The organism is Mycobacterium sp. NTMscope_Eco_3 (assembly GCF_976985685.1).
On the sequence record NZ_CDRJYZ010000001.1, the window covers coordinates 3,002,143 to 3,016,608 of the forward strand.

Genomic DNA, 14,466 nt, shown 5'->3' on the forward strand with positions numbered 1-14,466 from the left:
GACCTCCATAACTGGTATTCGGGGCCGCCCCGGCCGCGGACGTTGCGAGAAATCGCACCGCGGCCGCCGGGCGGCCCGCACTTGTTGTGCGCCCCAATTTCCGTCCACCGCCCCGTCGTTTCCGAATGACTGCGGTCCGGCCGAAATACGGCGGCACAAGGCCGCCCATGACGAAGGAGTCGAACGCAATGACGAACGCTCGCGCAAGGACGGTCGCGGCCACGGGGCTGGCAGCGACCGCACTGTTAGTCGGCTTGTCAGGATGTTCCAGCAACAAGTCGGCGTCTGGGCCGACAACCAGCAGCATGACCAGCAGCATGACCGCGCCTTCCACAACGTCGGGCGCCGCCGACCCCGCCGCTGACCTGGTCGGCCCGGGTTGCGGGGACTACGCGAAGCAGAACCCCACCGGCCCGGGCTCGGTGGCGGGGATGGCGCAGGACCCGGTCGCCACCGCGGCGTCGAACAATCCGATGCTCACCACGTTGACGTCGGCCCTGTCGGGCAAGCTCAACCCCGACGTGAACCTCGTCGACACCCTCAACAACGGCCAGTACACGGTCTTCGCGCCGACCAACGCCGCCTTCGACAAACTTCCCGCGGCGACGCTGGACAAGCTGAAGACCGACGCGCCGATGCTCAAGAGCATCCTGACCTATCACGTCGTGCAGGGACAGACGAGCCCGAACAAGATCGGCGGCAGTCACGCGACGCTGCAGGGCGCCACCGTGAACGTGACCGGCCAGGGCAATGGCCTCAAGGTCAACGACGCCGGTCTGGTGTGCGGAGGGGTGCACACCGCCAACGCGACGGTGTACATGATCGACACCGTGCTGATGCCGCCGGCCCAGTAGGTCCTTCGGCGCATCGGCCTTCGCGCGCCTGCCGTGGGCGCACGAGACTCGATGCGATCCATGACCGGGCCGGCTGCGAATAGCAGTCATGTTGACTCTCGCGCTGATCGGCTTCGTCGGAGGCTTGATCACCGGCGTGTCACCGTGCATTCTGCCGGTGCTGCCGGTGATCTTCTTCTCGGGCGCGCAAGGCTCCGGCGGCGACGCGACCGAACATTCACGCTCGCAACGGCTACGGCCCTACCGGGTGATCGTCGGCCTCGTGCTCAGCTTCAGCCTGGTCACCCTGATCGGGTCGACGCTGCTCTGGCTGCTGGGCCTGCCGCAGGACGCCATCCGGTGGGCGGCGCTGGCGGCCCTGGTCGCGATCGGGTTGGGCCTGATCTTCCCCAGGTTCGAACAACTCCTGGAGCGCCCCTTCGCGCGCATCCCGCAGAAGCAAATCGGCGGGCGCGGCAACGGTTTCGGTGTCGGCCTGGCATTGGGCGTGCTCTACGTCCCCTGCGCCGGTCCCGTGCTGGCCGCGATCGTGGTCGCCGGGGCGACCGCCTCGATCGGAACGGGCACGGTCGTGCTCACCTGCGCGTTCGCCATCGGTGCCGCGCTGCCGCTGCTGATCTTCGCGCTGGCGGGCCGGCAAGTGGCGCAACGGGTGGCGGCCTTCCGGCGCCGGCAGCGCGGGATCCGCATCGCCGCAGGCATAGTCACGATCGGGCTCTCGGCGGCGCTCGTGTTCAATGTGCCCGCGCTGCTGCAGCAGGCGATCCCCGACTACACCGGCGCGCTGCAGGACAAACTCGCCGGCGATCAGCGGGTCCGGGAAAAGCTCAACCTGGGCGGCATCGTCAACGATCAGAACGCGCAGCTGTCCCGCTGCAGCAATGGCGCCCCGGAGCTCGAAAACTGCGGCCCGGCACCCGATCTCAAAGGCATCGCCGGCTGGCTGAACACCCCCGCCGGCACCCCGATCGAGCTGAAATCGCTGCGCGGCAAGGTCGTGTTGATCGACTTCTGGGCGTACTCGTGCATCAACTGCCAGCGCGCGATCCCGCACGTCGTCGGCTGGTACAACGCCTATCACGGCGACGACTTCGAAGTCATCGGGGTGCACACCCCCGAGTACGCGTTCGAAAAGGTACCCGGCAATGTCGCCAAGGGCGCCGCCGGCCTCGGCATCAAATACCCGATCGCGCTCGACAACGGCTACTCCACCTGGACCAACTACCGCAATCGGTACTGGCCCGCGGAATACCTGATCGACGCGGACGGCACGGTGCGCCACATCAAGTTCGGCGAGGGCGACTACCACGTCACCGAGCGGCTGATCCGGCAATTGATCTCCCTCGCGGACCCCCGGGCCGCGCTGCCCCCGCCAGTGGACGCCGCCGACACCACCCCGCGGCACCAGACGACCCCCGAGACGTACTTCGCCGTCGGCAAGGTCGTCAACTATGGCGGCAGCGGCCAATACGACGAGGGCTCAGCAACATTCGACTATCCCCCGGCCCTCGCGGCCGACAGCTTCGCGCTGCGAGGGCCGTGGACGCTCGACTACCAGGGCGCGACCGCCGACAGCGACCAGTCCAGCATCAAACTCAACTACCACGCCACCAACGTCTACCTGGTCGTCGGCGGAACCGGGACCGTCACGGTGACGCGCGATGGCCGCTCCACCCCGCTGCCGATCAGCGGGCCGCCGACGTCACACCAGATCGTCGCCGGCGACCATCCCGACACCGGCACCCTCGAGGTGCGTCCCGGCAAAGGGCTGCAGGTGTATTCGTTCACCTACGGTTGATCGCCACCAATCGCGCCGCTGGGCAATCCAACAGCGCCGCGGCTCCGAATCCCCGGTAACGACGGCCGAAGGTGGCCGTCGACGAACCGGAGGGACCAACGCGATGAAACTGGACAAAAAAGCAATGGCGGCAACGGGGCTTGCCGCGGTGACCATGATGGGTTTCGCGATCACAACGTCCCCGCTGGCCGCGGCCGCCGACCTGGTCGGACCGGGATGCGGAGACTACGCGAGCGCACACCCCGACGGCCCCGCCTCGGTGCAGGGCATGTCGCAGGTGCCCGTCGCGGTGGCGGCCTCCAACAACCCGATGCTCACGACGCTGACTTCCGCGGTGTCCGGCCAGCTCAACCCGCAGGTCAATCTCGTCGACACCCTCAACAACGGTCAGTACACGGTGTTCGCGCCGACCGACGACGCGTTCAACAAGCTGCCGGCCTCGACGGTCGACCAGCTGAAAACCGACTCCGCGATGCTGAACAAGATTTTGACCTACCACGTCGTGCAGGGCCAGCTGAGCCCCGCGAAGGTGATCGGCAGTCACCGCACCCTGCAGGGTGCCGACCTGGCCGTCAACGGTCAGGGAAACAACTTGACCGTCAACAACGCCGGCGTGGTCTGCGGCGGGGTGCCGACCGCCAACGCGACGGTGTACATGATCGACACCGTTTTGATGCCACCGGCGTAGCGCGGCCGGGGCTACCCTGGCGCCATGATCGCGAGGCCGGCGCGCACTGGGTATGCCCCGAGATGGTGGTTCAGATCGGATTCAGCGAGTGGACGCGCGATGGCAAGCTGCGGCATCCGCGCTACCTCGGTGCGCGCCGACAAGGAACCCGGCGAAGTCGTGCGGGAGACGCACTGATGGCTGCTGAACCCGGTTTCATCCAGCAGGATTTCCGGGCCGACCGGTTGACCATTCGAGATCGCCCCAAACAGCCTGCCGGACAACCGGATTCGTGGGCGAACATGTCGAGGCACGTCCGCTCCCCGGCGGGCCCACTGCGGCGCGTGGCGAAGCTCGGTGCCTGAACTGCCCGACGTGGAAGGGTTCCGGCGGCAACTGGCCGCCGGGTTGCCGCGGCGGCGGATCCGGCACGTGCAGGTGCACGATCCGGGGATCTTGCGTAACACCACCGCAAAAGCGTTCGCGCGCAGGCTGACCGGTCACCGATTCGCCGGTCCACGCCGGCACGGCAAGTGGCTCGTGCTGCCCACGGACGGCCCGGCACTGCTGATCCACAGCGGCATGACCGGCCGCCCCTACTATGCCGCGAGCGGGGCCACCCGCGACCCCTACGAGCGGCTCGTGCTGGAGCTGGACAGCGGCGAACTGCGCTACGCCGACCTCCGCAAGTTGCGCGGGATATGGCTGGCCGACGATGCCGACGACATCACCCACGTCACGGGCCCGCAGGGTCCCGACGCGCTGGGCCTCGGGTTGCGCGAATTCCGCGCGGTGCTGAACTCCCGATCCGCACGCTCGCGCCAGCTCAAACCCACGCTGATGGACCAATCGGTGATCGCCGGCCTCGGCAACCTGCTGGTCGACGAGATCTGCTCGCGGGCCAGGATTCGGCCCACCGTGGCCGTCGCGGAATTGGGTGACGACGACGCGAAGACCTTGCATGCCGCGATGACGCGGGTGCTGCGCACCGCCGTGCGGCATGGCCGGGTGCCGGGTTTGCCACGCTGGCTCACCAGGGTGCGTGACGAACCCGACCCGCGCTGCCCGCGCTGCGGCACGCCGCTCGAGCGTGCCCGGGTGGGCGGCCGGGCGACGCTGTGGTGTCCGCGCTGCCAGCCTTGACGCACTCCAGCGCAAACCATCTGGTTCGCAAATCACGCTGGTTGTAATGTCACCGGCTATGAGCTGCAAAGGCCGCAGGATCCTGCCGATCGCCGCGGTGACGCTGATCGCCGCCGGCGCCCAGCTGAACCCGGCGACGGCGAGGGCGGATCTGCACAACATCACCTATCGCGCCAGGATCGACGGCGTCACGACGGGAAGTCAGGCCACGTTCGTGATCAACGGCGGCCAGACGAACACCGCTGGGCTGAGCTCGATGCCCGGCAACGCGTTCGAAGCCGACACGGTGTTGCCCGACCCGCAGCAGGCCGGCATGCGCATCGTGCTGCACTTCCCGTACTCGGCGAACGTGCACTGCGAGATCGACGTGGACGACAACGTTTTCGTCCAGGCTGACCAAATGGTCAGGCCGGTGGCCGGGAACGCCGATCCCAACAACGGTGCGCTGCAGTGCGGGGCGCCGCTGCCCTAGCTAAGGGCGCCAGCCCGTCGAGTCGGCCCACTCCCAGGCCCGCCGGTAGGCGCCGAGGAACCAGCGCTCCTTGCTGTCGGCGTATATCGCAGTGTCACCGCCGGCGAGCTGTTCGGCCGCGCGCTTGACGCTCAGGTACTCGGCGCGCGCGTCGGGGTCGGCCCTCAGCCAATCGACGAACAGCAGCGCGAACTGCTGATTGGGATGGCCGGCCACCCGGATATGCACGTTGGTAATCCGGCCCGGGTCGGCTGATTTGTGAAAGCGCTTGTGCCACAGCCCTGGAGCATCACTGTGGTCGTACCTCAGGTCGGTGCTGCGGGCGGTGTCCTTGGGAACATCCTCGCCGATGTCCCCGACGCGCGGGTAACCGGCAGATAGCAACGGTTCGACGAGTTCGTCGGCGACATCCAATGATTCGACCGTGATCTGGATGTCGATGACGTCCTTGGCCGGAAAATCCGGCACGGCCGTCGAACCGATGTGGTCGACGCGCAGCGCCCGGTGCCCGCAGGTCGTCTTGAGGCGGTTGAGGATTCGTTGCGCCTGATCCGGCCAGGTCGGGTCGGGCGGCACCAAACGGGCCGGCGCCCGGGCGATCTGGCGCGTGCTCAGGTTGTGGGCGAACGGCACGATGCGGTTGTCCCACACCTCCTGCGCCCGGCGCGCCAAGTCTTCCGGGCTGCCGGAGTTGTCCAACCAGATGTCGGCCACAGCGCGGCGCTGGTCGTCGCCGGCCTGCGCGGCGATCCTGGCGCGGGCATCGTCTTCGGCCATGCCGCGTTGCTCGACCAGCCGCCGCAGCCGCAGCTCGACGTCTGCGTACACGATGACCACGAGCGGGAACAGCGGCGCCATCCCGGACTCGACGAGCAGCGGAATGTCCTCGACGACAACCGAATCCTCGGCCACCGACGCGATGATCTCCGCGCGGCGCATCCCCACCAGGGGGTGGACGATCCCATTCAGCGTCTGGCGCGCCTCGTCGTCACGAAAAGCCTTGGCGGCCAACGCCGGACGATCGAGCGCTCCGTCCGGCAGCAGGATGTCGTCACCGAACGCTTCGACGAGCGCCGCCAGCCCTTCGGTGCCCGGCTGGACCACCTCACGTGCGATGACGTCGCCGTCGACGATGACGGCGCCGCACCGTTCGAACGTGGACGACAGCGCCGACTTGCCGGCGCCGATGCCGCCGGTCAACCCGATACGCAGCATGGCGTCCTCAGGAAGGGGTCACGCGTTGCCGGCGAGTTTCTCCCGCAGCGCGGCCAATTGGGCATCGCTGGCCAGCGATCCGCCCGCCTTCTCCGGGGGCGCACCGTTGCCCGGCGACTGCTCGCCGCCGGCGTGCCCGGCCGCCTCGGCCGCGGCGAACTTCTCCATCTGCGCGGTGTGCATCTTGTGCCGGCGCTCGGCCTCGGCGTAGCGGGCCTCCCACTCGGTGCGCTGCTTGTCGAATCCCTCGAGCCATTCGTTGGTTTCGGAGTCGAAGCCCTCGGGGAAGATGTAGTTGCCCTGCTCGTCGTAGCTGTCGGCCATGCCGTACTTCGCCGGGTCGAACTCGTCGGTGTAGTCCTCGTTGGCCTGCTTGAGCGACAGCGAGATCCGGCGCCGCTCCAGGTCGATGTCGATGACCTTGACCATCGCGTCGTCGCCGACGGCAACCACCTGGTCGGGGACCTCGACGTGGCGCTCGGCCAGCTCGGAGATGTGCACCAGACCTTCGATGCCCTCCTCGACGCGGACGAACGCGCCGAACGGAACCAGCTTGGTGACCTTGCCGGGCACGATCTGGCCGATGGCGTGGGTGCGGGCGAAGTGACGCCACGGGTCTTCCTGAGTCGCCTTGAGCGACAACGAAACCCGCTCGCGGTCCATGTCGACGTCCAGCACCTCGACGGTGACCTCGTCGCCGACCTGGACCACCTCGGACGGGTGGTCGATGTGCTTCCAACTCAGCTCGGAGACGTGCACCAGACCGTCCACACCGCCGAGGTCGACGAACGCGCCGAAGTTGACGATGGAGGAGACGACACCCTTGCGGATGGCGCCCTTCTGCAGCTGGTTGAGGAACTCGCTGCGCACCTCGGACTGCGTCTGCTCGAGCCACGCCCGGCGCGACAGCACCACGTTGTTGCGGTTCTTGTCGAGTTCGATGATCTTGGCCTCGATCTCCTTGCCGATGTACGGCTGCAGATCGCGCACGCGGCGCATCTCGACCAGCGAGGCGGGCAGGAAGCCGCGCAGCCCGATGTCGAGGATCAGGCCACCCTTGACCACCTCGATGACGGTGCCCTTGACGGCCTCGTCCTTCTCCTTGAGCGCCTCGATGGTGCCCCAGGCGCGCTCGTACTGCGCGCGCTTCTTGGACAGGATCAGGCGGCCCTCTTTGTCCTCCTTGGTGAGGACCAGCGCTTCAACCTCGTCTCCCACGGAAACGACCTCGTTGGGGTCGACGTCGTGCTTGATCGAGAGCTCGCGGGCGGGGATGACCCCTTCGGTCTTGTAGCCGATGTCGAGGAGCACCTCGTCCCGGTCCACTTTGACGATCGTGCCTTCGACGATGTCGCCATCGTTGAAGTACTTGATCGTTTTGTCTATTGCGGCGAGAAAGTCCTCGCTGGAGCCAATGTCGTTGACGGCTACTTGCGGCGAGGTGACGGCGGGACTCGGCATATTGTTGGGGTGCTCCGGACAGGTTTGGTCGTAGGGACAATTGGGATTTACCCATCGAGGCTACTCGACTGTGCACACGCTGGCCAAACCCAGTCCCGGCGCTTCACCCGGTTCGGTGGGCCACCCGGTTGGTGAAGGCGCCGTGGTAGCTCATCGGCACGTGGAACGGCAGCCAGGCCTCCGCGATCGGGCCGTCCGCCACGCGGGCCGCGTCGACCACCATTAACCTGCTGCGATGCTGCGATTCGTGGTATCCGACCGTGAGTAACCAGCCGTCGTCCTCGGCCGTTCCGCCGGGGCGCGGCACAAACGTCGGCTCCACCAGCACGTCGCCGGGCGGGCAATAGGTCTGAACCGCGCCGGTGCGTTGATTGATGCGCGCGATCCCCTGGCCCTCGAACTTCGCGGGGTCCTGGACGGTCACGTAGGACACGTCGTGCCGCGTCGTGGAACGCCGCTGGTCGATTTGGGGGAATTCGCACCCGAAATCGGCCAACGGTTCGCCGGACACCCGCCCCGACGGGGTGATCCGGAACCGCGTCAGCACCACGGCGTCGTCGATGGCCCCGTAGTTGTCGAGCTGGGCGATGTCCGACCGGATGTGTGCGGTGTATTTCTTCATGCCGGCATACGTCTGGGGCACGAACCGCGGCAGCTCGACGACGACGTCGTCGCCGTCGTCATAAGCGTTGGTGAAATGCCAGTGATAGAACGGGTCGGTCTCGGCCACCCGGACCCGGCCCCCGTCGCGCGGCGCGAGAACGAAGTACGACGGCGTGTGCGGCTTGAAACGTATGGAGTCCCAATAGGATTGGTGGCCGGCCAGCGCCCACGGGTTGATGCGCAGCGGCGATACGACGAAGATCGCGTAGCGCCGGGTCAACGCCATGTCGTGCACCACGCCCATCCCGGGCAGCGGCACCGCGCGCAGGTAGCGGGTCACGCCGTTGGCGCCGGTCTGATAGAGCCGCAGGCGCATCCGCGGCACCGCCTCGCCCGCCAACTCCCGCAGCCGGCGCCACCGCTCGCGACCGCCGGCCCCGCGCAGCACGTGGCGCAGGTCGATCCGCGGAAAGTACGGGTCGAACCCGAAGTTGATTTTGGTGTTGGTGGCCGGGTCGTAGGTGTAGTGCGCCGAATAGGCCCGGACCGCACCCTTGAGCGCCCCGCCGAGGTTTGACGGCCCGATGGTGTCCAGGGTGTCGAGATCGAGTTCGTGCGGCGGTCCGCCCTCCCAGAGCGCCAGCAGCTGGTTTCGGTTGACCATGACGCTGGTGTTGGCGGTGTTGGCGGGAAGCCGCAGCGCGTTCGCCAACGTGCCGCCGTCGCGCTGGTAGGCGAAGCCGCGGTCCACCAGGCGTCCGGCCGCCGTCGACCTCAGGTAGTGCTTGGTGCGGACGAAGCGGTTGCGGAAACGCACCCCCGATCCGTCGAGGACGAACGCGCTGACCATCCCGTCGGCGTCGAAAATGCTCTCGACCTGCTGCGATCCGAGAGTCCAGCGGCCCGAGCCGTTCCGGTACAGGGTGCCGACCAGGCCGTCGGGGATCGTTCCGGTGATTTCGGTGACGTCGACATCGGTTTCGCCGACGATGTTTTCCCAGTAGCGCGAAGGAGCTTGAACCTCTGCCAGAACCATAAAAGACAGTCTGTCTATTATGATTGGGCGTTGTCAATGGTCTTGATGTCATCCGCGTTGAACGGCAGGGCCGCCCCGCCGTCCCAGCACAGTGCGGTGAGGTGTTCGACGAGCGCCTCCCGCGGCATGGTTCCCGTCCGGCACCACCATTCCGCGGCCGCAACCGCCGACCCGACGATGGCCCGCGACCAAGGCGCCGCCGCCATGCGCGCGTCCTCGGAGCCGGACGACGACGCCAGCATCCATTCGACGGCGCCGGCCAGCTGCTCGAAGACACTGGTCGACGGGTCGCCGGTCAGGGCCCGGTAAAGGTTCGGCTCGGCTTGCATCCACGCGCTGATCACGTCGAAAAACAACGCCATCCGCTCCCGAAGGTCGGTGGAACCGGCTGCGCGAGTGGTGATTTCGGCGAGCAGCCGCTGCGAGGTGCGTTTGCTCAGCTCGGCCAGCAGCGCGTCACGGCCGGGGTACACGGCGTAGACCGCCGACCGGACGAACCCGGCCTCGCCCGCGATGTCGACCAGTCCGGCCGACGGGCCCTTGGCACGGATCACCCGCTCGGCGGCGTCGAGGAGCTCCGAGCGCCGCTCGCCGGGATCCACCCGCGAGCCCGCCGGGCGACCTCGACTGCGCTTTGCCGCGGGCATGGACGGTGGCCTGTCAGTGCGCCGCAGCGTCCCAGCTGCGCCCGTAGCCGACCGAAACCTCGAGTGGGACGTCCAGCGGGTAGGCGCCGCCCATCTTGTCGCGCGCCAGGGCTTCGAGCTGCTCTCGTTCCCCCGGCGCGACCTCGAACAACAGCTCGTCGTGCACCTGCAGCAAGATCCGGGAGGACAGCCCGGCGTCCTTGATCGCCTGGTCGGTCTCGATCATCGCCACCTTGATGATGTCGGCCGCGCTGCCCTGGATGGGCGCGTTGAGCGCCGCCCGCTCGGCGGCCTCGCGCACCTGGCGGTTACTGCTGTCGAGTTCGGGCAGATAGCGGCGGCGGCCGAACACCGTCGAGGTGTAGCCATCCTTGCGGGCCTGTTCCACGACGTCCATCAGGTAGTCGCGGACCCCGCCGAACCGGGCGAAGTACTGCTCCATCTGGTCTTTGGCCTCTTCGGTGGAGATCTTGAGCTGGGCGGACAGCCCGTAGGCGCTCAGTCCGTAAGCCAGCCCGTAGGACATGGCCTTGACCCGGCGGCGCAGTTCGGCGGTGACCTCCTCGATCGGCACGCCGAAGGCGCGTGAGGCGACGAACGAGTGCAGGTCCTCCCCGGTGTTGAAGGCCTCGATGAGCCCCGCGTCCTTGGACAGGTGGGCCATGATCCGCATCTCGATTTGGCTGTAGTCGGCGGTCATCAGCTCGCCGTAGCCGTCGCCGACCACGAACGCGTCGCGGATCCGCCGGCCGGCCTCGGTGCGGATCGGGATGTTCTGCAGGTTCGGCTCGGTCGACGACAACCTGCCCGTCGCGGCGATGGTCTGATTGAACGTGGTGTGGATGCGCCCGTCGGAGGCCACGGAATTCAGCAGCCCGTCGACGGTGACCTTGAGCCTGGTGGCGTCGCGGTGGGCCAGCAGGTGCTGCAGGAACGGGTGACCGGTCTTGTCGAACAGCGATTGCAGCGCGTCCGCGTCGGTGGTGTAGCCAGTCTTGGTGCGCTTGGTCTTCGGCATCTCCAGCTCGTCGAAGAGCACCGCCTGCAACTGTTTTGGCGAGCCCAGGTTGATCTGCTTGCCGATGACCGCGTACGCCGCTTCGGCCGCGTCGCGGATCAGGTGAGCGAAGTCGCTCTGCAGCTCGGTCAGCAACTCCAAATCGACTGCGATGCCGGCGTTTTCCATCCCCGCCAGCACCCGCTGCACCGGCAGCTCCATGCCGCTGAGCAACGAGGTGGAGTTGATGCGGGCCAGCTCCTCGTCGAGCGCGTCGGCCAGATCCAGCACCGCCACGGCACGCAAAAGCAGTGTCTGTACCGCCTGGTCGTCGGTGCCGTCGGTGTCATCCAGTAGCGAAAGCTGTTGCTGTTCAGGGTTTTCGGCCCGCAACTCGCGCCGCAGATAGCGCAGCGACAGGTCGTCGAGGGAAAAGCTGCGCTGCCCGGGGCGCACCAGATAGGCCGCCAGCGCGGTGTCGGAGGTGACGCCGGCCAGCGCCCAGCCCCGCCCGGCCAGGTCGTGCATCGCCAGCTTGGCTTCGTGCAGCGCCTTGGGCGGGCCGGGGTCGGCCAGCCAGGACGCCAGCGCCGCTTCGTCTTCGGGGTCCAGCGTCGCGGTGTCGATGTAGCGGCCCTCGCCGTCGGCGGACACGATGGCCAGCGCGGTAGCGTCGGCGTCGTACGCCAGGTGGGTGCCGACGACGGCCAGCCCGAAGCGCTTCCCCGAGCTGTGCTCGGCCAACCACACCGCCAGCTCACCCGCTTCCAGCGCGCCGCCACGCACGTCGAAGCCCTCGTCGACCTCGGGCTCCACCGCGGCCAGGGTTTCGAACAGCCGGTCCCGCAGCACCCGGAACTCCAGGTCGTCGAAGAGCCGGTGGATCTGGTCGCGGTCCCACGGTTGCAGCCGCAGCGTGTCGGGCGTCTGGGCCAGCGGCACGTCTTTGACCAGATCGGTGAGCTCGCGATTGCGGATCACACTGGCCAGATGTTCGCGCAGCGCGTCGCCCACCTTGCCGCGCACCGAATCGACGTTGTCGACCAGCGCCTGCAGCGACCCGTACTCGCCGATCCATTTGGAGGCGGTCTTCTCCCCCACGCCGGGGACGCCGGGCAGGTTGTCGCTGGGGTCGCCGCGCAGCGCGGCGAAGTCGGGGTACTGGGTGGGCGTCAGCCCGTACTTTTCGACCACGGCATCCGGGGTGAAGCGGGTCAATTCGCTGACCCCCTTGCGGGGATAGAGCACCGTCACGTTCTCGCTGACCAGCTGCAGGGAATCGCGGTCGCCGGTGACCACCAGCACGCGATAGCCCTCGTTTTCGGCCTGGGTGGCCAGCGTGGCGATCAGGTCGTCGGCCTCGAATCCCGGCTCGGCGAGCACCGTGATGCCCAGGGCCGCCAGGACCTCCTTGGTGATGTCGATCTGGCCATGGAACTCGTCGGGCGTCGCCGACCGATTGGCCTTGTACTCCGGGTAGCGCTCGGAGCGGAAGGTCTGCCGCGACACGTCGAAGGCCGCGGCGATGTGGGTGGGGGCTTCGTCGCGCAGCAGGTTGATCAGCATGGCGGTGAAGCCGTAGACCGCGTTGGTGGTCAGCCCGCCGCGGGTCTTGAAGTTCTCGGCGGGCAGCGCATAGAACGCCCGAAACGCCAGGGAATTGCCGTCCAGCAGCATGAGCGTCGGCCTGGTTTGTTCCTCGCTGGCCTTCGTAGCGGTTTTCGTGGCGGGCACGGCTTTCACTTTAGGCACCCGGTGCGACGAGTTACGCGTCCCGACCGTGCCGCCCGCAGAACTGCAACACGTTTCAGTTTTATGCGTGGGCTGGGTACGCTGGCCCGGTGCCAGAAGTCATCCGACAAGAACCGGCGGTGGATGGATGGTTCGCCACCGACTCGACTAGCGAAGAAGCCGGTGTCCCGCATCTGATCGGCAGCAAGTGCCCCGAGTGCGGCACCTACGTCTTCCCGCCGCGGGAGAACAACTGCCCCAATCCGGGTTGCACCGGCGACGCGCTGGAATCGGTCGCGCTGTCGACGCGGGGAAAGCTGTGGAGCTACACCGAGAATCGGTACGCGCCGCCGCCGCCCTACCCGTCGCCGGACCCGTTTGAGCCGTTCGCCGTCGCCGCCGTGGAGCTGGCGAAGGAGGGCCTGATCGTGCTGGGCAAGGTCGTCGAGGGCACGCTGGCCGCCGACTTGAAGGTCGGCATGGAGATGGAACTGACCACCATGCCGCTCTACACCGACGACGACGGCGTGCAGCGCATCGTGCACGCGTGGAAGGTGGCGTGACGATGAGCGCTCCAGAACCGCTGTACATCTTGGGCGCCGGGATGCATCCCTGGGGCAAGTGGGGCAACGACTTCACCGAATACGGGGTGGCCGCGGCCCGGGCCGCGCTGAACGAAGCGGGCCTGGACTGGCGTCAGATCCAGTTGGTGGCGGGCGCGGACACCATCCGCAACGGCTACCCCGGGTTCGTCGCGGGTGCGACGTTCGCGCAGAAGCTCGGGTGGAACGGCGTGCCGGTCAGCTCGAGCTATGCCGCGTGCGCCAGCGGCTCGCAGGCGCTGCAGAGCGCCCGGGCCCAGATCCTGGCCGGCTTTTGCGACGTTGCCCTCGTCATCGGCGCCGACACCACGCCGAAGGGCTTTTTCGCCCCGGTCGGCGGTGAGCGCAAAAACGACCCCGACTGGCAGCGGTTCCACCTGATCGGCGCCACCAACCCGGTGTACTTCGCGCTGCTGGCGCGGCGGCGGATGGACCTCTACGGCGCCACGCTCGAGGATTTCGCCCAGGTCAAGGTCAAGAACTCGCGGCATGGCCTGCAGAACCCGAACGCCCGGTACCGCAAGGAGGTGTCGGTCGAGGACGTGCTGGCCAGCGCGGTGGTGGCCGACCCGTTGCGGCTGCTGGACATCTGCGCCACCTCCGACGGCGCGGCCGCGCTGATCGTGGCCAGCGCGAAGTTCGCCCGCGAACATCTCGGCTCGCTGGCCGGCGTGCCCTCGGTGCGGGCGGTCAGCACGGTCACCCCGAACTATCCGCAGCACCTGCCCGAATTGCCGGACATCGCAACGGATTCCACCGCCGCGGTGCCCGCACCCGATCGCGCGTTCAAGGACCATATCCTCGACGCGGCCTACGCCGAGGCGGGCATCGGGCCCGAGGACGTGAGCCTGGCCGAGGTCTACGACCTGTCCACCGCGCTGGAGCTCGACTGGTACGAACACCTGGGCCTGTGCCCCAAGGGCGAAGCCGAGGCGCTGCTGCGCAGCGGCGCGACCACCATCGGCGGCCGGGTTCCCGTCAACGCGTCCGGCGGGCTGGCGTGCTTCGGCGAGGCCATCCCCGCGCAGGCGATCGCTCAGGTCTGCGAGCTGACGTGGCAACTGCGCGGCCAGGCCACCGGTCGACAGGTGGAAAACGCCACCGTCGGGATCACCGCCAACCAGGGGCTGTTCGGGCACGGTTCGTCGGTGATCGTCGCCCGCTAGGGATTACGGCGGCTTCGGCTGTGAAGCCACGGCTTTCGGTGTGCGGCCACGGCGCCCGCGCTCGGCGTGTCGTC

Annotated in this window: 12 protein-coding genes and 1 pseudogene; 8 read left to right on the plus strand and 5 right to left on the minus strand. The window is 67.8% G+C overall.

Annotated elements, in window-relative coordinates:
- Positions 1-305 precede the first annotated feature (305 nt).
- The 6 genes and pseudogenes from AC0KTM_RS13730 (at position 306) to AC0KTM_RS13755 (ending at position 4,934) form a co-directional block, all read left to right on the plus strand.
- Positions 306-854 (plus strand): fasciclin domain-containing protein, encoded by a 549-nt coding sequence (locus tag AC0KTM_RS13730; RefSeq protein ID WP_472415834.1) that lies wholly within the window; start codon positions 306-308, stop codon positions 852-854.
- An 88-nt stretch (positions 855-942) separates the two neighbouring features.
- On the plus strand, positions 943-2,652 hold the full coding sequence (locus AC0KTM_RS13735; protein WP_472415836.1) for a cytochrome c biogenesis protein CcdA: 1,710 nt from the start codon (positions 943-945) through the stop codon (positions 2,650-2,652).
- Positions 2,653-2,755: 103 nt separating this feature from the next.
- Entirely contained in the window at positions 2,756-3,340 is a 585-nt protein-coding gene (locus AC0KTM_RS13740) for a fasciclin domain-containing protein (protein ID WP_275254156.1), read from the plus strand.
- A gap of 32 nt (positions 3,341-3,372) precedes the next feature.
- Positions 3,373-3,517: pseudogene (locus AC0KTM_RS13745) on the plus strand (ATP dependent DNA ligase); the annotation flags it as partial.
- A 159-nt stretch (positions 3,518-3,676) separates the two neighbouring features.
- Complete coding sequence (locus AC0KTM_RS13750) at positions 3,677-4,462, plus strand: Fpg/Nei family DNA glycosylase (RefSeq protein ID WP_472415838.1); 786 nt, start codon at positions 3,677-3,679, stop codon at positions 4,460-4,462.
- A 58-nt stretch (positions 4,463-4,520) separates the two neighbouring features.
- On the plus strand, positions 4,521-4,934 hold the full coding sequence (locus AC0KTM_RS13755) for a hypothetical protein (RefSeq protein ID WP_014942330.1): 414 nt from the start codon (positions 4,521-4,523) through the stop codon (positions 4,932-4,934).
- On the opposite strand, the gene coaE is transcribed toward AC0KTM_RS13755, so the two are convergent.
- From coaE to polA, 5 genes are all read right to left on the minus strand, one after another.
- Positions 4,935-6,149, minus strand: coding sequence for a dephospho-CoA kinase (gene coaE, locus AC0KTM_RS13760; RefSeq protein ID WP_238956147.1), 1,215 nt, complete (start codon positions 6,147-6,149; stop codon positions 4,935-4,937).
- Positions 6,150-6,167: 18 nt separating this feature from the next.
- On the minus strand, positions 6,168-7,610 hold the full coding sequence (rpsA, locus tag AC0KTM_RS13765) for a 30S ribosomal protein S1 (RefSeq protein WP_014942332.1): 1,443 nt from the start codon (positions 7,608-7,610) through the stop codon (positions 6,168-6,170).
- A gap of 103 nt (positions 7,611-7,713) precedes the next feature.
- A complete protein-coding gene (locus tag AC0KTM_RS13770; RefSeq protein WP_472415840.1) occupies positions 7,714-9,249 on the minus strand; it encodes a carotenoid oxygenase family protein in 1,536 nt (511 codons plus the stop codon).
- Positions 9,250-9,266: 17 nt separating this feature from the next.
- A complete protein-coding gene (locus tag AC0KTM_RS13775) occupies positions 9,267-9,896 on the minus strand; it encodes a TetR family transcriptional regulator (protein ID WP_472415842.1) in 630 nt (209 codons plus the stop codon).
- A gap of 13 nt (positions 9,897-9,909) precedes the next feature.
- On the minus strand, positions 9,910-12,570 hold the full coding sequence (polA, locus tag AC0KTM_RS13780) for a DNA polymerase I (RefSeq protein ID WP_472417478.1): 2,661 nt from the start codon (positions 12,568-12,570) through the stop codon (positions 9,910-9,912).
- Between the two features lie 164 nt (positions 12,571-12,734).
- Between polA and AC0KTM_RS13785 the strand changes: the two genes are divergently transcribed.
- Complete coding sequence (locus AC0KTM_RS13785; protein ID WP_238956150.1) at positions 12,735-13,187, plus strand: Zn-ribbon domain-containing OB-fold protein; 453 nt, start codon at positions 12,735-12,737, stop codon at positions 13,185-13,187.
- Positions 13,184-14,392, plus strand: a complete 1,209-nt coding sequence (locus AC0KTM_RS13790; RefSeq protein WP_196773205.1) for a lipid-transfer protein — start codon at positions 13,184-13,186, stop codon at positions 14,390-14,392. Before AC0KTM_RS13785 ends, AC0KTM_RS13790 begins: the two co-directional genes overlap by 4 nt.
- The last annotated feature ends 74 nt before the right edge of the window (positions 14,393-14,466 follow it).